General features: G+C 45.6%; 16 protein-coding genes. 7 read left to right on the top strand and 9 right to left on the bottom strand.

What is annotated here, in order from left to right; genetic code table 11:
- Positions 1-130: 130 nt before the first annotated feature.
- On the bottom strand, positions 131-796 hold the full coding sequence (gene folE, locus CWC46_RS16045; protein WP_021015540.1) for a GTP cyclohydrolase I FolE: 666 nt from the start codon (positions 794-796) through the stop codon (positions 131-133).
- A gap of 449 nt (positions 797-1,245) precedes the next feature.
- Complete coding sequence (locus tag CWC46_RS16050) at positions 1,246-2,922, bottom strand: methyl-accepting chemotaxis protein (protein WP_021015539.1); 1,677 nt, start codon at positions 2,920-2,922, stop codon at positions 1,246-1,248.
- Between the two features lie 996 nt (positions 2,923-3,918).
- Here CWC46_RS16050 and CWC46_RS16055 point away from each other — a divergent pair.
- The 4 genes from CWC46_RS16055 to CWC46_RS16070 all read left to right on the top strand — a co-directional run bounded on the left by CWC46_RS16055 (position 3,919) and on the right by CWC46_RS16070 (position 7,336).
- On the top strand, positions 3,919-4,785 hold the full coding sequence (locus tag CWC46_RS16055; RefSeq protein ID WP_021015538.1) for a LysR family transcriptional regulator: 867 nt from the start codon (positions 3,919-3,921) through the stop codon (positions 4,783-4,785).
- Between the two features lie 92 nt (positions 4,786-4,877).
- Complete coding sequence (locus CWC46_RS16060) at positions 4,878-5,999, top strand: S-(hydroxymethyl)glutathione dehydrogenase/class III alcohol dehydrogenase (protein ID WP_021015537.1); 1,122 nt, start codon at positions 4,878-4,880, stop codon at positions 5,997-5,999.
- A 20-nt stretch (positions 6,000-6,019) separates the two neighbouring features.
- Positions 6,020-6,859, top strand: a complete 840-nt coding sequence (fghA, locus tag CWC46_RS16065) for an S-formylglutathione hydrolase (RefSeq protein WP_021015536.1) — start codon at positions 6,020-6,022, stop codon at positions 6,857-6,859.
- Between the two features lie 264 nt (positions 6,860-7,123).
- On the top strand, positions 7,124-7,336 hold the full coding sequence (locus CWC46_RS16070) for a KTSC domain-containing protein (protein ID WP_021015535.1): 213 nt from the start codon (positions 7,124-7,126) through the stop codon (positions 7,334-7,336).
- 210 nt (positions 7,337-7,546) lie between these two features.
- Here CWC46_RS16070 and CWC46_RS16075 read toward each other — a convergent pair whose 3' ends face one another.
- From CWC46_RS16075 to CWC46_RS16095, 5 genes are read right to left on the bottom strand one after another with little or no spacing between them, the layout of a single operon-like run.
- Positions 7,547-8,620 carry an alpha/beta hydrolase family protein gene (locus CWC46_RS16075; RefSeq protein ID WP_021015534.1) on the bottom strand — a complete coding sequence of 358 codons (1,074 nt, stop codon included), beginning with the start codon at positions 8,618-8,620 and terminating at the stop codon, positions 7,547-7,549.
- 5 nt (positions 8,621-8,625) lie between these two features.
- Positions 8,626-9,363 carry a 2-oxo acid dehydrogenase subunit E2 gene (locus CWC46_RS16080; protein WP_021015533.1) on the bottom strand — a complete coding sequence of 246 codons (738 nt, stop codon included), beginning with the start codon at positions 9,361-9,363 and terminating at the stop codon, positions 8,626-8,628.
- Positions 9,341-9,580 (bottom strand): phosphopantetheine-binding protein, encoded by a 240-nt coding sequence (locus tag CWC46_RS16085; RefSeq protein ID WP_021015532.1) that lies wholly within the window; start codon positions 9,578-9,580, stop codon positions 9,341-9,343. Before CWC46_RS16085 ends, CWC46_RS16080 begins: the two co-directional genes overlap by 23 nt.
- A complete protein-coding gene (locus tag CWC46_RS16090) occupies positions 9,577-11,331 on the bottom strand; it encodes an HAD-IIIC family phosphatase (protein WP_021015531.1) in 1,755 nt (584 codons plus the stop codon). The genes CWC46_RS16085 and CWC46_RS16090 overlap by 4 nt, the downstream gene beginning before the upstream one ends.
- Before the next feature lie 30 nt (positions 11,332-11,361).
- On the bottom strand, positions 11,362-12,387 hold the full coding sequence (locus CWC46_RS16095) for a 3-oxoacyl-ACP synthase III family protein (RefSeq protein WP_021015530.1): 1,026 nt from the start codon (positions 12,385-12,387) through the stop codon (positions 11,362-11,364).
- A 583-nt stretch (positions 12,388-12,970) separates the two neighbouring features.
- On the opposite strand from CWC46_RS16095, the gene CWC46_RS16100 reads away from it, so the two are divergent.
- Positions 12,971-14,194 carry a sugar transporter gene (locus CWC46_RS16100; RefSeq protein ID WP_021015529.1) on the top strand — a complete coding sequence of 408 codons (1,224 nt, stop codon included), beginning with the start codon at positions 12,971-12,973 and terminating at the stop codon, positions 14,192-14,194.
- Between the two features lie 137 nt (positions 14,195-14,331).
- On the opposite strand, the gene CWC46_RS16105 is transcribed toward CWC46_RS16100, so the two are convergent.
- The gene (locus CWC46_RS16105; protein WP_021015528.1) at positions 14,332-15,822 is read right to left on the bottom strand and encodes an amino acid permease; all 1,491 of its coding nucleotides are present in this window, start codon (positions 15,820-15,822) and stop codon (positions 14,332-14,334) included.
- 153 nt (positions 15,823-15,975) lie between these two features.
- A complete protein-coding gene (gene yieE / locus CWC46_RS16110) occupies positions 15,976-16,845 on the bottom strand; it encodes a DNA-binding transcriptional regulator YeiE (protein ID WP_021015527.1) in 870 nt (289 codons plus the stop codon).
- Positions 16,846-16,959: 114 nt separating this feature from the next.
- Here yieE and CWC46_RS16115 point away from each other — a divergent pair, with 114 nt between their 5' ends.
- The gene (locus CWC46_RS16115; RefSeq protein WP_021015526.1) at positions 16,960-18,042 is read left to right on the top strand and encodes a YeiH family protein; all 1,083 of its coding nucleotides are present in this window, start codon (positions 16,960-16,962) and stop codon (positions 18,040-18,042) included.
- A 69-nt stretch (positions 18,043-18,111) separates the two neighbouring features.
- Positions 18,112-18,960 carry a deoxyribonuclease IV gene (nfo, locus tag CWC46_RS16120; protein WP_021015525.1) on the top strand — a complete coding sequence of 283 codons (849 nt, stop codon included), beginning with the start codon at positions 18,112-18,114 and terminating at the stop codon, positions 18,958-18,960.
- Positions 18,961-18,993 lie beyond the last annotated feature (33 nt).

The following is an 18,993-nucleotide window of genomic DNA, read 5'->3' on the forward strand; positions in this document are numbered from 1 at the left end:
CTACGCTTTTACTCACTATAAAATGAAGTGGGGTACTTCAGACAGGTGCAACGGCTGGCGTTATGACGAAAAGAAACGTACTAAAACCGTGCCCACCACGGCAGGCACAGCGTAAACGGCGATTTGTCGGTTAATTATGATGACGCACTGCGCGTAAAAATTCCTGACGAGTATTCTGACTGGACTTGAATAATCCCCCCAGCGATGTCGTCGTGGTCGCACTGGTCGCATCACGAATGCCACGGGCTTTCACGCAGTAATGTACTGCATCAATGGATACCGCTACATTATTGGTGCCCAACAAAGCCTGTAGCGCGATCAGAATCTGTTGCGTCAGCCGTTCCTGCACCTGTGGGCGCTGCGAGAAGAATTGTACGATACGGTTAATTTTCGACAGTCCAATCACCCCCTCTTTGGGGATATAGGCGACTGTCGCTTTACCATCGATAGTAACGAAATGGTGCTCACAGGTACTGGTTAACGTGATATCACGCACCGTGACCATCTCATCCACCTTCATCTTGTTTTCGATAATGGTAATTTTTGGGAAGTTGCTGTAATCCAGACCAGCGAATATTTCGTCCACATACATTTTGGCGATGCGATCTGGCGTCTCGGCAAGGCTATCGTCTTCCAGATCAAGGCTTAGCAGGTTCATGATTTCCGTCATATGTTCCGCAATGCGACGTTTACGGATATCCCGATCCAGCATTTCGCCACGCAATGGGGTTTCCAGCCCACGCGCCATCAATGCTTCATGCACCAAGACAGCTTCTTTTGTTAACGGTGATGCCATTATTATTTATTCTCCAGCAGGTGTAACTTATTTTGGCGCAGAGCAGGATAAAACGCCGACTTCACTCTAGTTGAGAGCATAACGATTATCCAGTGATTGTTCCTCATGATTGATGAAATAGCTGCAATATAATTGATGAAATAGCTGCAATCACCCGCTGATCAATAACAGAAATGGGACAAACGCTTTTCAGCATCCGTCCCATTTTAGGCTGTCGACGTTAGTGCGCCAATTGTGAGAAAACCGTCAGGATCTCTCACAGTGATCATAACGACTGGATTTGTGGACAGGTAATAACGCCAGACCGTTCCGATGCCGGAAGCGCTCTTTTGCCACCCTGATTCTTCGCTGCCGTCGGAACACTATCAATACGCCGCCATACAGCATATGGTATGACGGTTACCTGACAATAATTAACGCTACGGCAGAAGGTGTTTCTGACGATCGGATCAGAATGTTTCCCAGTTGTTGTCACCCGCTTTACGCCCTGCGATAGCCAATGCAGATGTCGATGCAAGTGTCGGGCGTTTTAGCGCAACGGCGGGTGTAATATTCCCCCCCGGGCGTCGTTCATCGCCGCCCAGTTGAAACACGGCTACTGCTTCAGACAATTGGCGGGCTTGTTCTTCCAAAGACTCCGCGGCTGACGACGCTTCCTGCACCAGCGCCGCATTTTGCTGGGTCACACCATCCATCTCATTGACCGCCTGACCAATCTGGTTGATACCGCGGCTCTGCTCATCAGAGGCGGAGGCAATTTCTCCAATCAGATCATTGACATGACTGATGGACGTAATGATGGTTTCCATCGCGTCACCCGCCTGTTTCACCTGGTTGGAACCGATATCCACACGAGAGACTGACTCCGCGATCAAAATTTCAATTTCTTTGGCTGCCTGGGCACTACGCTGGGCCAGATTACGTACCTCGCCGGCGACAACGGCAAAACCACGTCCCTGCTCCCCGGCACGCGCCGCTTCTACTGCCGCATTCAGTGCCAGAATATTGGTCTGAAATGCAATACCGTTGATAACACTGGTGATATCGGCAATCTTGCGTGAACTGGCCGTAATGCTGTCCATGGTTCCTACTACTTCGCCGGTGATTTCTCCTCCTTTTTTCGCAACGACAGAAGCCTCGTACGCCAGTTTGCTGGCCTGGTGAACGTTTTCCGAATTCAGTTTCACTGTGGAACTGAGTTGCTCCATGCTGGCCGCGGTTTCCTGTAGCGCGGCTGCCTGTTGTTCAGTGCGAGAAGAAAGATCATCATTACCCTGCTTGATCTCCGAAGCACTCTGATAAATCAGCACTGCACTTTCACGAATGATCGTGACAGTATCACGCAGGCTTTTCTGCATCTGGTTGATATCCGGGATTATCCGACCTGCGCAATTGCGACCAAACTCCACCAGTTTACTGTCCAGGCGTCCGGCCGTTAGCGCCGTCATATGTTCTTTAATGAGATTAATAGGCTTCACTAAATAATTTTTGAGATAGCGTTCAGTTAATATCAGCGTTATCAGCCCAAGAATCATAGTAAAAATCAACACATTACGACTCCACCCAGCATGAACGTTAACTTGCTGGGCAATATTCATATTGGTAATAGCGGCGGTGTACTTTTTCGCCATATCACCAAATGCCCAACTGGCAGGTGGATATGTTGTACGGAAAACGCTGCGGAACCCATCCAGATTATGTTGTTGCAGAGCGTTATACATCGGGTCGATAGCAGTAGAAAGTAATTGCGACCACGATGTAATCATCGCATCGACAATCTCTGGATTCACATCAATATGCTGTGCAGTTTTAAACTTCTCAAGCGCGCCTTTGCTGTTTTTTATTGCTTCCTGAGCCATATCCAATGTCTTTTTTGCATTTTCCGGATCATTGAACTGCAAATAATCCATGACCCGCGCCATGCGTGTCACCGAACGAAAATACTGATCGTTTCCATAAACCAGATAGGAATAGCTGTTTTTCTGTTCTTCACTTCGATTGAGGAGAGCGGTAACTTTATCCAGAGAATAAAGGCTATATCCCGACGCTGCGCCCAAAATCAGCAAAAAAGCGGCGAGGATAACTAACATCATTGCCCTGATGGTAATGTTTTTTAAAAAATTCATAAGTAACTCCGGATAATTAATCAGCGTTTTCTGTTTGTGCTTTTAATAACCAGCACACTAGAATATTTGATATTTTGCTGTTCACCCTTTGATGAAAAAAAAGGCAGACTACTTGTTAAAATGTGCACCAAAATTAATAACAATGAGATAAAACCAATACAGAAACATGATGTATTATTCTCTACGTCCGGCATTGTTCAGTTGCCGACGTGTTGGCGTAGTCCATTCACCAAAATCACTTACTTATGTTAGCTCGTCAGGATTCGTTTCCTTTTTATCTTCCTGTATCTTGATAAGCTGTTAAATATACATCGGCATTAAAATTAAATTCTTAATCGTTTTTTCACTAAATATTAAAAAAACCATTGTACAATGGAAATTCGCTATGATTTGGTAAGCGTTTTTTATTACCAAATTAATATTAACTTATTGTTTTAAAACAATTTTTAATTTTTTGTTTAAATAAACACATTAACTCATTTAATCTAAAACAGAATAAACCGTTAAACAGTAAGAACGATTTATTTTCAAATCAACTATCGTTAAATCAGATATGCGGAATGAAATTTGACCATGATAAACAAACAAGAAATAGTACCCGCGGTTACTAAAATCAGTTTCACCGATATACTCCTGATAATTCCCTCACATTAATTGTAACTATTATCACAAGTAACCATGCCCACTGTCTTTACGTTGTGGACACGGGTGACTATGTTTATCCGCTTAAATTATTTATCCAGACAATAATATAATAATTGTAACTTCAAGAATTAATTCCTGGCAGGCAATAAACCTCATCAGCAATACCGACAAATTCCCTGCGGTGATGTCTCCAGAAAAATGGAACTTCCGTCCATGTAGTATTTAACTGATGGATAACCGGCCTCACCAGCATTCCGTTTTTACTAAAGAGGTATTGCCAAGGCGTAACCCACCCACTACACTCATGAAAAGTGAATAACTAAGCAAAAGTTAATGACGTAAAAAGAAGACATGGACCTTATTCAACTGCGTATGTTTTGCCTGGTAGCAGAAACCAGCTCGGTTGTCCGTGCGGCGGAACAACTTCATCGGGTTCCATCAAACCTGACCACACGACTACGCCAGCTTGAGCAAGAGCTGGGAGAGGATCTGTTTATCCGGGAAAAACAGCGACTGCGTCTTTCACCACTGGGGCATAATTTCCTCTGCTATGCCCAGCGCATTCTGGCACTGAGTGACGAGGCAATCGCGATGACTCACACGGGAAAACCGGCGGGTAATTTCGCGCTTGGTGCCCTGGAAAGTCTGATTGTCACACCATTGCCAAACTTATTGGCAAGCTTTCACCTGCGGTATCCACAAGTCAACCTGTCACTGGAATCCGGTACTGGAGATGAATTGCTTGATAGCGTGCGTACCGGATTACTGGCCACCGCTCTGGTTAACGGTCCGGTAAATGATGACGCGCTGAATGGTTGTGCTGTTTTTGTCGAACAATTGGTCCTGGTGACCGCCCTGGGAAATCCCACCATCACGCACGCCAGCCAGGTACGGAACCGTACCTTGTTTTCCTTTAGCCGCGGATGTGGATACCGACGCCGACTGGAAGCCTGGTTCCGCAGCCAGGGCATTGCGCATGGTAATGTTGTGGAAGTTTCATCCTATTCATCCATGCTGGCCTGCGTGGCTGGCGGTGCAGGTCTGGCCATCGTGCCACGTTCCGTACTGGACGCATTACCGGTAGGGAATCAGGTATTACCGCATGAGCTACCGGTCGAAATGGCTGAAGCCACCGCTTGGCTGGTATGGCGTCGGGAAGCTTTCGGCCCTAATGTAGAAGCATTGAAGAAACTGATCATTGAACAGTTCCCCCGCTGAGTGGTAAGGGTTTCCCGATCAGACATTGCATCAAAATCAGCCATTGATACGTTTTAAACCTTATGTTCCATAAAAAAATAAAGGAGCTCACCATGCAAATGATAAAAACCCGGGCCGCTATCGCCTGGGGTCCCAACCAACCGCTTTCTGTTGAAGAAGTGGATTTGATGCCGCCACAAAAAGGCGAAGTGCTGGTACGCATCGTTGCCAGCGGTGTCTGTCACACGGATGCCTACACACTGTCCGGCAAAGATCCGGAGGGCGTGTTCCCGGTAATCCTCGGACATGAAGGCGGTGGTGTTGTTGAAGCTATCGGTGAAGGCGTAACCAGTGTAGCCGTTGGCGACCACGTTATTCCGCTGTATACACCGGAATGTGGTGAATGCGAATTTTGTCGTTCCGGCAAAACCAATCTGTGTCAGGCTATTCGTGCCACGCAAGGCAAAGGTTTGATGCCGGACGGGACGACGCGTTTCTTCAAAGACGGCAACCCGATTTTCCACTATATGGGTACCTCCACCTTCGCAGAACATACGGTGGTGGCTGAAATTTCACTGGCCAAAATCAGCAAGGAAGCCCCGCTGGAGGAAGTTTGTCTGCTGGGTTGTGGTGTAACCACAGGGATGGGGGCCGTCGTGAACACAGCGAAAGTCCAGCCAGGTGACAGCGTGGCGATTTTCGGTCTCGGTGGTATTGGCCTGTCAGCGATTATCGGTGCCAGAATGGCCGGTGCCGGTCGCATTATCGGGATTGACGTCAACACCAGTAAATTCGATCTGGCCCGCAAGCTGGGCGCTACCGACCTGATTAATCCCAAAGATCATGATAAGCCGATTCAGGATGTCATTATCGACCTGACGAAAGGCGGCGTGGATTTCTCTTTTGAGTGTATCGGTAACGTTAATGTGATGCGCTCCGCACTGGAGTGCTGCCACAAGGGCTGGGGTGAGTCAGTGATTATCGGCGTGGCGGGTGCTGGTGAAGAAATTTCTACCCGGCCATTCCAGTTGGTGACCGGACGTGTATGGCGCGGATCTGCTTTTGGCGGTGTTAAAGGCCGCAGCCAGCTACCCGGTATTGTGCAACGTTATCTGGACGGTGAATTCCAGCTCAACGATTTTATTACCCATACCATGAAGCTGGAAGACATCAATCAAGCATTTGAATTAATGCATGAAGGAAAATCCATCCGCTCTGTCATCCATTTCGACTAAATCGGAGGAACACCGCAACAATGAATGTGTCACTGGAACTTCTGGAAGAACATCGTATTTTTGGCGGCTGGCAACAGCGCTACCGTCATGCTTCATCCGCACTGAATTGCGACATGACGTTCAGCATCTATTTACCGCCGACGTCCGATGATATACCACCTCCGGTGTTGTATTGGCTGTCAGGGCTGACCTGTACGGATGAAAACTTTACCATCAAGGCCGGTGCCCAACGGGTTGCCTCGGAACTGGGACTGGTGTTGGTGGTACCGGATAGCAGCCCGCGTGGTGAGAACGTAACCGATGATGACAGCTACGATCTTGGACAGGGTGCGAGCTTCTATGTCAATGCTATTCAGCCCCCGTGGGACACGCATTACCGGATGTATGATTATATCTGTCATGAACTGCCAGCGCTGATTCAACAACACTTTAACGTCAGTGATCACCAGTCAATCAGCGGACATTCTATGGGGGGACACGGTGCCCTGATGCTGGCATTGCGCAACCCTGGCCGTTATCGCTCGGCGTCGGCCTTTGCCCCCATTGTCAATCCCTGTCGGGTGCCATGGGGCAGAAAAGCGTTTACGGCATATCTGGGCAGTGATGAACAGTTGTGGCAGCAGTATGACAGTTGTGCCCTGTTGGCAAACAGCACTGAGACCTTGCCAATACTGGTGGATCAGGGTGATTGCGACCAGTTCCTGGCCGATCAACTCCAACCCGCGCGGCTGGATGATGTAGCCCGCCAGCAGGGGTATCCACTGACGCTGCGAACACAATCCGGTTATGATCATAGCTACTATTTCATTGCCAGTTTTATTGAAGATCATCTGCGATTTCACGCTAAATACTTGCAATAAATAGTCGTGAGGTGTTGTTTACCCCTAATATTAGTAACAGAATAGCATTATGGAATGTTCAGCAGGCTTGAGCTTTTCAAGTTTGCTGGGTTTCCATGTTTATTTATAGTGCGGGATATCAGGGGAAAACGTATTACGTTAACCCTTTAACCAGGGTAAATGGTGGCTGATGCCCATAGATTGACCGAAAAAAAGACAACCAGTAACATGCTCGCTATATAGTCTGTTTATTGGCTGCTTAATAACAACAGGGAGTTATCGGCTTTGCAACGCAAACGTGTTTCATCAACAGAACTGTTCTCCGTGGGATATGATCCGGAAACCAGCACACTGGAGATAGAGTTTCTCAACGGAAGCTTGTATCAGTATAAAGGCGTAGCGCGCATGATTTATGAAGAACTCATGTCGACAAGTGCCAAAAATCGCTACTATACCCGGTATGTGAAAAATTCATTTCCTTATGAAAAAATCCAATAACGTAACAGAGCGGACACCTTCTCCGCTCTGTTTGTTTCTGGCTTTATCGTTGTGTGTTCACCGCTGACACCATGGTGGAACGCCGTCAGTGATGTAATTTCACCCAATAGCTCCTGGCGCAGAAAATGCGTAATGTGGTTTTACCTGCCCCGCCACCGGAGAGGACAGCGTAATTGCACGGTACAGACATGCAGATGACACGAGATCAGATTATTTTTTCAAAAAACGCAGAATACGGATCCCACATTTCGTCACCAGCCTGAATAAAGGCGATATTCTGAACGAATCCAGTATTGACCACAAAATATATACTTTGACCGTCTTGTTATAATGAGGCGATCCATGAACATCTCTTAGTGAAAGAATATTATGGTGTCGGGATATTTTTTTGATGAACCCGGCTTCAACATTCGGGATAACTTCATCCATCAGACTCTGCACATAGTACAATTTAACATTATTGTTAACCTCTGATGCATCAATAGTAAAAGTGGAATCCAGGTAATTAAACACCTGCGCCGCATCAGTCACTTTAGGTATTGTATTGATAATATTATGCTCAATAACCAGCCGTGTGACATACGGTAATTTATTATAGACATCTGCATCATGATACAGCGTGTCGAAAGGTGTTCCCACCATGGTCAACCCGCTAATTCGACTGTCGATAATACTGTTCTTATACGCAATAAAACCGCTAAAACTTAACCCGATGATATGACAATGGCATGTTCCCTGCTCGCTGCCGAGATAATCCAATATATCACTGTACATACTGAATGATTTATCACCATACGGTAATTTATTTTCTCCAACACCAGGCATTTCTGCCAATACAATGGTGAAATCAAACTTGTCAAACAAGTTAATAATATTTACCCATTGTTCTTTTAAAGAAATAATTCCACCACTGATAATAATCACATTATTAGACTTTTTCTTCCTTATATAACAAATCTGTTTATCATCAGAAAGGCTAACACGCGTTACTATCCCCTTGTCGATATAAAGATGCTTGAATAAACGCAAACAATGTTCATAGCATGCTTGTTGCAATTCTGTTTCTGCATAGGGAAAACGACTAAGATTATACAGTGCACAGGCCTTGACACATTCTCCCTTTTTTTCACATGCCAGCGCTGCTTCAAAAAATGTCCGGCTCCAACTGGAGTGGAGATCATCACCCAAATGATCAATCCGGCTTAAAAGATTTCGGGTTTCATCATAAACACCGAGTACCTTACTGTGTAATAAAACAAAATTCTTTAATTCATCCAATACCATAATGATTAGTCCATTGGGAAATGTTCTATATTCTGTTTTACCTGTCCCAGCAGTTGCGATGCCAGCTTCCCATCAAGAACCCGGTGATCAAATACCATGACGAGATTTGCTACCCATGCAGCCACTATTTCCTCTCCAGCCACGATCGGTTTTTCGCTAACTGCGCCCAGCGTAAAGGTAAATGTCGAACCGGATATGGGAATACACAGATCGGGGCCGTTTTTCCCCAGCGATGTTACCGTAAAGCTTCCCCATGTTTCTGCCTGTGTTTTTGATGAACGTAGCGCCAGCTTCATCAAAATAGCGGCTAAAAAACCGGGTAGTTGCTGAATCAACCTGATTTTACGGTAGTGTTCACTTTCCTTAACGTTCTCATGCTTAATCTCTTTTAACGCTTTCTCTATATCCATAACTGTTTTTATATCGGTATTTTTGATAACCCGCGAGTAGACCCCCGATACTCCATTCAACGTTTTTTCGAGCGTCAATCTGGCGCTGATATCATTCAAACAAATCAGAGTATTACTGCTGCCAAATTTCACCATTACATTCAGATCAGGAAATTTAACCAGAGCATCACTGATTGCCTTGATAGTAATAGCGGTCATACTGCCAAGCTTGGCGCTTTTTACAATGTGCGAGACATTCACTTCCCGTATTAACGTGATGGCCGGTATGTTTTTGGAGATTGATAAAAAAGAAAGTGTCTGATTTCTTTCCTTAGAGACTTTCTGCAACTTCATCGCTGACCACCTGGTAAATATCATGAAGTGTTGTGCATTGTAAAATCCGCTCAACATTAAGTGTGAGCTTATTTTTCTTTTCAATTTCCATTAACATATAAACAAAGGTCAAAGAGTCCCACTCTGATAAATTGGTCAAATCAATATCCACATGTTCCTTGAGCAAGGACATCCCGGTTTTAACATTAATAAAGCTGATAAACTCGTCCAGATTCATATTACTATCTCCTCTTGAATAGCAACGGAATGACTCTTTCCTGCCAAGTGATAATTATCCTGACCAACAATATTAAAAATTGTGTCCTTTGTATTATCAAAACCGCAGTCATGATAAAAAGACCGAAACTTTTTGTTTTTTTCAGTCGGAATGAATGCAGCTTCTATAATATTGATACTTTTTTGTTTACACAGATCAAACAACCATTGTATTGCAGCGAACTCCACTTGCCGACCAAATATCCGGCAACTCATGATGAAGTTATCAATATAACAACGTTCATTCGAGAATCTGAGAAACATAGCACCTATCGTGCCATAATCTCCAATGTTATCATGGCAATTTAATGTAACAATCAGGTTGTCGCTGTTATGGTTGAATTCAGCCACATCATTCATGCTCATTCGCCTGGTCGTCATATTAAACTGATTAGTTCTCAGTGTGAGCTGTGATACTCGATCAAACGTAGCATCATCAATCCTTCGGATGCTAAGCGTCATATTCAGACTGGCAAGAAAATCGTTGTTATCCGCGTAATTCTTTCTCATTTCTGTGCGGATTTTGTTCTGCGAATACGTCAGATTCCGTAACCGGTCATCATTACTGAGAGTTTCACGTTGAAAATAATCTTGGGTAATAATCCACGATACATTTTCAGCAACGTCACCAGAGAAATCGACCACCGTAATTTCCGGGCATCGCGTTTTGACCTCTGCGCATTCATAACCAGAATCATCAATGAACATCATGTGTTCTATTGATATATTCAACTCCTTGGCTATCTTGACTATATTAGTGCTTTTCTCATCCCAGTTAGCACTGATGACCGAAAATTTATCTAGTGAGATCTGTAATTCGTTGCTTCTGCGCTGAAACATCGCCTCGACATTTTCCAGGTTATTTTTACTGCATATCGCCAGAATAATGCCCTGATCGTACAAACTACTCAAAAAACGCTGGTAACGTAAAAATCCAGTACCGACCTGTTTATCGCTGATAATGATGTTATCGATACCATCATCAGCTAACGTGCCTTTCCACAGCGTATTATCCAGATCGGTGACCACACATTTAATGGTTTTCCCCATGGTCATTCGTAATGTAGAGGAAATCGATCTGGCCATGTCATCCAGTGTACCAAGGCCGACGGACAGCCCCAGCAATTGCGCCAGCTTACCATCTTCAGCACTGCCACCCGCCGTGTTGAATTCCTGGATATCAATCACCGTGATATGACTGCCGATATGAGATTTTGACTGAATAAAGGCGTTGAAATCATTGAGCAACGACTTTATCTCGGCTCTTTTATTCAATGCGGTATACTGCTTTAAAACAACTTCACTGATATGAATCGTATTTATAAATGTATGTGCTTTACAGATCTGGGTTGAAAAGTTCAGCACATACTCCAGTCTGTCCTTATATTCTGTGATTTTTTCTCTGATAACATCAGCTGACCGTGCGCAACCAATCCCATCTTCGATAAATGTGCCATCAATAATATAGACATGAAAATGTGCATTAAAATCACTGATCTCATCCATATTACCCAATATATGGGGGAAATAGTTGCTGTATACCTCATCATAAAACTCAGGAAAACATCCCATTTTGCCGATATTATAAGTAATCAGATCATTCAACGCTTTATGGTTGAAGTCACTGAATATTACACCCCTAATAATACGTTTATCAGTAGAATCAATTTTTTTAGAAAGCGCTATTTTATCTAATGCTGTATCCTTTTCCATAAAAAATCCCTCTATTATTAATACACTTTCCTATAAAATTCCCTTTTTATTTTTCAGAATAAAACCACCCGACAGCCATCGTGACGACTCGACAGATACACCAATAGCTGTTTCATTTGGAGAGGAAACGTCACTAAATTCCTTTAACTGGAAAAATAATGCCGCATTTGCTGTATTGCCGATCTCATCAACCAGGCTGAATATTTCATTTGGTTCATAATCAGTATCAGACAATATTTTCTTAACCATACTCCCCGATAATTGTGGTGGCATGAGCCAGTCTGCTTTTTTGTTTAATGAACTGGCTAAACCCTCGATCATTTCCTTTGTTATTTTAGGAACAAGACTTTCTATAAGTTTATACTCCTCCATCAGCATAGGCCCATAATCGATATCATTTCTTATTCCCCGCCAGTTCGCAAGTTGCCCCACATTCTCATCCAGACCGAGATACTTAAAACAAATATCAACTAATTCAATACCGGCACCATCAGCCGTATCAGAGATAATACACCCTCCGACACCATCACCAAACAAGGTATAATTTACTATCTCTTTCATTTCTTTCTTCCTTGTATCGTCACTGAAGAAATCAAGAAACTTAAAAGCGCACTCTACGCCGATAACAATCCCGCGGCGCAATGAGTTGTCAGATGCAGAGACCAATTCACGAGCGAGCTTAAGCGCCTGTATTGCGCCGGAACAGCCCGACAAAATCTGATAGGTTTCTATATTTTTCATTCCCACCAAAAAACAGGCTTGATTGACACTGGTAGGAAGAAGGTAATCAGGCGTGGCGGATGAAACAATAACGAAATCTATCTCGTCTTTTGAAATATGATGATTTGATAATAATTTTTTAATTACTATCGATACCAAGTCAGCCGATGTTGAAGTTGGTTTTCCTGTATTTATATTTGCAGTGAAATGTCGACCAATGTTACCAAATAGTTTCTTTATCAATTCTGGTTTGAAACCAATTTTCTCACCAAGCTCATTATTAGTAACATTAGGTCCTGGCAAATACGTCTCCACCGCATTAATATAAACGCTCATTTGTGATCCCTCATTTTTAAGCATGAAATAAAACTCGCACACATTATGTGCTTTTGCAACTGCATTTCAACAACCATCAGAAAATCCTATTTCTAAAAACGGATATAATGTGCATTCGTTTTTTAAATTATTATCAAGATAATAATTTCATATCATATATGCCCTACAGATAAAAATTATAGCCAAAAAAAATATCAATAACACTGAATTATATAAAGTTATATTGAATTATTTATGGATAGAAAAATCGATAAAAGTAAAAATAATGAAATAAAATATATTTGTTTCATTATTGAAACAGAAAAGAAACAAAATATTATATTTATAATCCACACATTAATATCCGCATCATTATTCCACAAAAATATAGTCATGAAATAGTATTATTATATAATAATAATGAGCATCTAAAATATAAACATTTCCGGGATACAATAGATAAGATACCTTCCATCCATAAGCGACATGCGCTAAGTCCCCATTGTAAAAAAAAAAAACAAAAAACGTGACACATGTCGCATTTATAAGTTGAATTGACTAGAATGCGCTGTCCGTTATACCTATACCTGTTCAGGAAATACCTATGGAATCCGCCATTCCATCACGCTCCACAGCCTGGATGCGCGTTGTCACCCTGGCTATCGCTGCCTTTATTTTTAATACCACTGAATTTATCCCTGTTGGGCTACTGAGTGACATCGCACAAAGCTTTTCCATGAGAAGTGAGGATGTCGGACTGATGATCACTATCTATGCCTGGATAGTGGCCGGGATGTCGCTTATCTGTATGTTGCTGACCAGCAAGATAGAACGTCGTAAGCTGCTGATTGCCTTGTTTAGCCTGTTTATCGTCAGCCATATTCTCTCCGCCGTGGCCTGGAACTTCACGGTTCTGATCATTTCACGTGCCGGAGTAGCACTGGCCCACTCGGTTTTCTGGTCAATTACCGCGTCGTTGGCCATTCGCATGGCGCCACCGGGGAAACGTGCTCAGGCGCTAAGCCTGCTGGCGACCGGTTCAGCATTGGCCATGGTGTTCGGCCTACCGCTGGGCCGTATAGTTGGCCAGTATCTGGGCTGGCGCGTCACCTTTATCGCCATTGCGGTTGGCGCCACCATTGCCCTGATTCTGTTGGCCCGCTTGCTACCAGTACTGCCAAGTGAACATTCCGGCTCACTGGCCAGCGTACCAATGTTGTTCAAGCGTCCGGAACTGGTCACCGTATATATGCTGACCATTATGGTCGTGACAGCAAACTTTACGGCTTACAGCTATATCGAGCCCTTCATACAAAACGTGGCTGGACTGCCGGGAAGCTTCACGACCTTGATACTCCTGTTATTTGGCGCAGCAGGTATTCTGGGCAGCGTGTTGTACAGCCGTTACAGCGAGCGTTTTCCATCCGGCTTTATCATTGGCGCTATGGTGATGCTGCTCGCCAGCCTGCTGCTATTGTTGCCGGCAGCCGGTCATCCGCTTAGCCTGACGTTGCTCTGTGTGGTATGGGGAGTATCGATTATGGCTATCAGTCTATCCATGCAGTCCAAAGTATTAAATCTGGCACCGGATGCCAGTGATATCGCCATGTCTATCTTCTCAGGTCTCTATAACTTTGGTATCGGTAGCGGTGCCTTGCTGGGCAATCAGGTCAGTCTGCATATCGGCATGGATAAAATCGGTTATGTCGGAGCGCCACTGGCATTGATAGCGCTTGGCTGGTGCCTGTTCAGCTTCTACCACAACACACGACTTGTTAATTTTCGGATGAAGAAAGCACACAACCCGGATGCACATTCAATCCGTTAAACGCCATATTTAGGATTGTACGACCCATATCGCACCTCAAAAAAATGCCAGTCAGCTAATGTGACTGGCATTTGAATCCGGGATATCATGCCTATTAAATCAACCATCCCTTGATAGTCAATGCATTACCACCAGTCTCAATCCGATGCGTGATTGACCGATGTTTCAGGGAATGTCATTTCTTCGTATTTCACGACGCGTGTACCTTTCAGTAGCTTATATCCAAACCAGATAACCAGAAACAGCGGGATGCCGATGTAAGTCGCGGTGACGGAATACCAGTCGATCTTGTCTGACAGAAATGCCTGATAATTCTGGCCGAGGGTGATAATCAGGCACAGCACAAACGCGAAAACCGGTCCCAACGGGAATAAACCGGAACGGTATGGCAGTTCGCCCAGATCACGCCCTTGCTTAACATAACCACGCCGAAAACGGTAATGGCTGACGGCAATCCCAAGCCAGGCAATAAAACCTGTCATGCCCGACGTATTGAGCAACCATAGGTAGACCGTCTGATTACCATACATCGAACTCAAAAAGCAGAGCGCGGCTACTGCGGTGGTCGCATACAGTGCATTACGCGGCACGCCACCGGTGGACAATTTGGCGAACAATGCCGGCGCTTTACCTTCCGTCGCCAGGTTATACAGCATCCGGGTAGAAGCATACATCCCCGAGTTCCCGGCTGACAGCACGGCAGTCAGGATAACCGTGTTCATCATCGCCGCCGCGGATAACAAACCAGCGTTCTCAAACACCAACGTAAACGGGCTGACGCTGATGTCTTTCACGTCGTTACGCAGCAGATTGGGATCAGTATAAGGAATGATCAAACTGATAATCAGAATAGCGAGAACATAGAACAGCAGGATACGCCAGAACACCTGTCGGACAGCACGCGGAATGTTGATGTGCGGATCTTTAGATTCACCAGCAGCAACACCGATCAACTCGGTTCCCTGGAAGGAAAAACCGGCGATCATCGCCACGCCAATCATGGCAGAAAATCCACCGACAAACGGCGCATCGCCAATCTGCCAGTTATGCCACCCCGCATGCTCGCCACCCCGTAAAATACCGACGATCATCAGGATACCCACGCCGATGAAGACCACGACGGTGACGACCTTAATTAAAGAGAACCAGTATTCTGCCTCACCAAAACCTTTTACCGAAATGGCATTCAACAAAAACATCACTGACAAAAATAGTGCGCTCCACACCCAGCCAGGAAAATCCGGAAACCAATAGCCCATCACCAATTGTGCCGCCACCAGTTCCACTGCGATGGTGACCGCCCAGTTATACCAATAGTTCCAGCCCAGCGCGAAACCGAAGCCTTCTTCTACATATTGTGCGCCGTAGGTGGAAAAAGAGCCGGCAACCGGCATAAAAGCGGCAAGCTCGCCGAGGCTGGTCATTAAAAAATAAACCATCAAGCCAATCAGCGCATAAGATAATAACGCGCCGCCAGGCCCGGCCTGAGAAACCGTAGCACCGGAAGCCACAAATAAACCGGTACCAATCGAACCACCGATCGCGATCATGGTGAGATGCCGTGCTTTTAGCTCACGGCGGAGCATGGTGCCTCCCTGTCCCGGGGCTTGAATATCATACTGAGCCATTAGAATCCTGCGTGCTCTTACAAAAATTGAGGCCGGATTGTAACAAATATGCCTGAGCTTAATAGCGGCGAACACCAATTATAAGAGAGCTTAATAACTCCATGGCTATCATAAGAAATTCATTTGGTCACAATATTCTTGGAGGAAAAAGGACTACGCCGCCTGACAATATCCCAGAAAACATTGCAGCACACTGGAAAGATGTTTCTGCCGGTGATGTACCAGGTACAGGGTTCGGACCAGCCGAGGCAACGGTATTGACAGCTCAACCAACGTCCCCGCCGCGAGTTGCTCGGCGATGACATGCCGGGATAAGCAGCTGATGCCAATACCATGCCGCACCGCATGTTTGATCGCCTCAGAGTTCCCCAACTCCATCACCAGACGGAAATGAGGCAGGCGCGTTAGCAATAGGTGGTCCAGAACTTCACGCGTACCCGACCCTCGCTCTCGCAGGATCCACGGTGCATCAGCCAAGTGTTGAAGTGTAAATGTCTCATTAATCAGCGGATTTCCGGGAGCACAGAACACCACCAGTTCATCTTCCATCCAGGGTGTGGTAATCAGATCCGGGTGATGGCACGGCCCTTCGATCAACCCCAGGTCTACACTCAACGTCGCCACCGCCGTGACCACATCCTGGGTATTACCCACATGTAACTCCAGGGGGATATGCGGGTAATCCTGGCGATAGCGGGCGATCATTTCGGGCATTAAGTAATTACCAATGGTGCTACTGGCATAAATGCGCAACGCACCATTGCCTTTACGAAATAACAACTCAATCTCAGAGGATTGCTCCAACAATGACAGTGCTTTGGGATAGAGCAGACGACCATGTTCATTCACCACCAGTCGCTTTCCTACACGATCAAACAACTGCACCCCAAGTTGACTTTCCAAATCAGCCAACGCGGCACTGACGGCCGATTGAGAAAGCGATAACACGACGGATGCCTGAGTCGTCGAACCGCTTTTCAACACTTCAGTAAAAACTTCCAACTGACGTAATGTTATATGCATAGTGGGCTCTTATCGTAAATACCTATAGGTTATAAATATATAATCGATTTCTCTTTTAAGCACTCTGATTATAGGCTGTGCACTCAGCTCGATATATTCATAATAGGAACTGCCATGCTTTCTCTTGCTTCCAGGGTATTGCTTCAAAAACCACGATTTGCCGTCAAACACATCGCTACCGGTATGATACTGATCAGTTTGATGACCGTACTGATGCTCTGTCTGGCCAACCAACCGACTATCGCCACCTGGGGCCTTGGCTCCCTGACGCTGGCTATTTTGGGGGGCATGGTACTGGGAAATACAGTTTATCCCCGGTTACATCCCCGCTGTGATGCTGGAGTACAATGGGCAAAACACCACTTGTTACGATGGGGTATCATTCTGTATGGCTTTAAACTCAGTTTTCAGCAAATTACTTCAATTGGCGCAACCGGTATCACCATCGATATCCTGACGTTAACATCCACTTTTCTGCTCGCCTGCTGGATTGGACAACGGTGGTTCAAGCTTGATCAGCAAACGGTATTCTTGATCGGTGCCGGCAGCAGCATCTGCGGTGCTGCGGCAGTTCTCGCCACTGCACCAGTATTAAAAGGCCCGGCGGATAAAATAGCCGTTGCCGTTTCTACCGTCGTTATTTTTGGTACTACGGCCATGTTTCTTTATCCCTGGATTTATCACTTCATTCTTCATTATAGCGGCAGCTTATTTACCCCGCAGACTTTCGGCATATATCTTGGCTCGACCGTTCACGAAGTCGCCCAGGTGGTTGCCGCCGGTCATGCCATTAGTCCGGAAACAGAGAATGTCGCGGTAATTGGCAAAATGTTGCGCGTCATGATGTTGGCCCCTTTTCTACTGATCCTCAGCTTTTGGCTGAAACAGAAACAGCCGGTGACGGAATCCACCGAAAAGGCCGCACCGTTGATTTTCCCTTGGTTCGCCCTGGGCTTTATTTTGATGGCAGCCTTTAATTCCTTTGCATTATTGCCCACATCATGGGTAAAGGGCATCGTTCACCTGGATAACATACTATTGACCATGGCTATGGTCGCATTGGGTATTGCTACCCGTTTCAGCGCGATAAAACAGGCCGGTCTCAAACCCATTCTGTTAGCACTGTTGCTGTTTATCTGGCTGATTTTCGGCGGGGCCGCTATCAATCTGGGAATAGAACATCTGTTTGCAGCATGAATATCGCAGGGATTTACCGCCTGACCATCAGACAATGCCATAATGCACGCACCAGCAAAGGAGAAAACCATGAAATATGTCGGTGCTCATGTCAGTGCATCCGGTGGTGTCGACCAGGCGGTAATCCGCGCCCATGAACTTAATGCCACGGCGTTTGCGCTATTTACCAAAAATCAGCGCCAATGGCAGGCGCCACCGCTTGCGCCGGAGATTATCAGCAAATTCAAGGCCGCCTGCGCCCAATATGGCTACACATCCGCGCAAATACTTCCTCACGACAGTTATTTGATCAACCTGGGTCATCCGGATGATGAAGCACTGCAAAAATCCCGTATCGCATTTATTGATGAAATGTACCGTTGCCAGCAACTGGGACTGACGATGCTCAATTTTCATCCCGGTAGTCATTTACGCCAGATAACGGAGCGCCAGTGTCTGGCGCGGATTGCGGAATCCATCAACATTGCCCTCGAAGCAAGCCAGGGTGTCACCGCCGTGATCGAAAATACCGCCGGTCAGGGCAGTAACCTGGGATTTCGCTTTGAACAGCTGGCGGAAATTATCCACCAGGTTGAAGACAAAAGCCGGGTAGGTGTCTGTATCGATACCTGCCACACATTTGCGGGTGGTTATGATCTGCGCACCGAAGCCGATTGTGACCATACGTTTACCGAACTGGAAAACGTAGTAGGTTTCACATACTTGAGAGGGATGCATCTCAATGATGCCAAAAGCGAGTTCGGCAGCCGGGTTGACCGCCATCATAGTCTGGGAGAGGGCAATATTGGCAAAACGGTGTTCAGCTATATCATGCGTGATCCCCGTTTTGATGGCATTCCACTCATTCTGGAAACTATCAATTCCGCTATCTGGGCAGAAGAGATCGCCTGGTTGAAAGCTCAGCAGTCCGGCAACTGACCCCCTGAGAAAATGTTATCACCGCCGATGTTC

Source organism: Prodigiosinella confusarubida (assembly GCF_002847015.1).
GTDB lineage: Bacteria > Pseudomonadota > Gammaproteobacteria > Enterobacterales > Enterobacteriaceae > Prodigiosinella > Prodigiosinella aquatilis.

Bases quoted from the DNA above. Each gene is read 5' to 3' on its own strand.
- folE (WP_021015540.1), bottom strand. From the start codon at position 796: ATGGCATCACCGTTAACAAAAGAAGCTGTCTTGGTGCATGAAGCATTG.
- CWC46_RS16050 (WP_021015539.1), bottom strand. From the start codon at position 2,922: ATGAATTTTTTAAAAAACATTACCATCAGGGCAATGATGTTAGTTATC.
- CWC46_RS16055 (WP_021015538.1), top strand. From the start codon at position 3,919: ATGGACCTTATTCAACTGCGTATGTTTTGCCTGGTAGCAGAAACCAGC.
- CWC46_RS16060 (WP_021015537.1), top strand. From the start codon at position 4,878: ATGCAAATGATAAAAACCCGGGCCGCTATCGCCTGGGGTCCCAACCAA.
- fghA (WP_021015536.1), top strand. From the start codon at position 6,020: ATGAATGTGTCACTGGAACTTCTGGAAGAACATCGTATTTTTGGCGGC.
- CWC46_RS16075 (WP_021015534.1), bottom strand. From the start codon at position 8,620: ATGGTATTGGATGAATTAAAGAATTTTGTTTTATTACACAGTAAGGTA.
- CWC46_RS16080 (WP_021015533.1), bottom strand. From the start codon at position 9,363: ATGAAGTTGCAGAAAGTCTCTAAGGAAAGAAATCAGACACTTTCTTTT.
- CWC46_RS16085 (WP_021015532.1), bottom strand. From the start codon at position 9,580: ATGAATCTGGACGAGTTTATCAGCTTTATTAATGTTAAAACCGGGATG.
- CWC46_RS16090 (WP_021015531.1), bottom strand. From the start codon at position 11,331: ATGGAAAAGGATACAGCATTAGATAAAATAGCGCTTTCTAAAAAAATT.
- CWC46_RS16095 (WP_021015530.1), bottom strand. From the start codon at position 12,387: ATGAGCGTTTATATTAATGCGGTGGAGACGTATTTGCCAGGACCTAAT.
- CWC46_RS16100 (WP_021015529.1), top strand. From the start codon at position 12,971: ATGGAATCCGCCATTCCATCACGCTCCACAGCCTGGATGCGCGTTGTC.
- CWC46_RS16105 (WP_021015528.1), bottom strand. From the start codon at position 15,822: ATGGCTCAGTATGATATTCAAGCCCCGGGACAGGGAGGCACCATGCTC.
- yieE (WP_021015527.1), bottom strand. From the start codon at position 16,845: ATGCATATAACATTACGTCAGTTGGAAGTTTTTACTGAAGTGTTGAAA.
- CWC46_RS16115 (WP_021015526.1), top strand. From the start codon at position 16,960: ATGCTTTCTCTTGCTTCCAGGGTATTGCTTCAAAAACCACGATTTGCC.
- nfo (WP_021015525.1), top strand. From the start codon at position 18,112: ATGAAATATGTCGGTGCTCATGTCAGTGCATCCGGTGGTGTCGACCAG.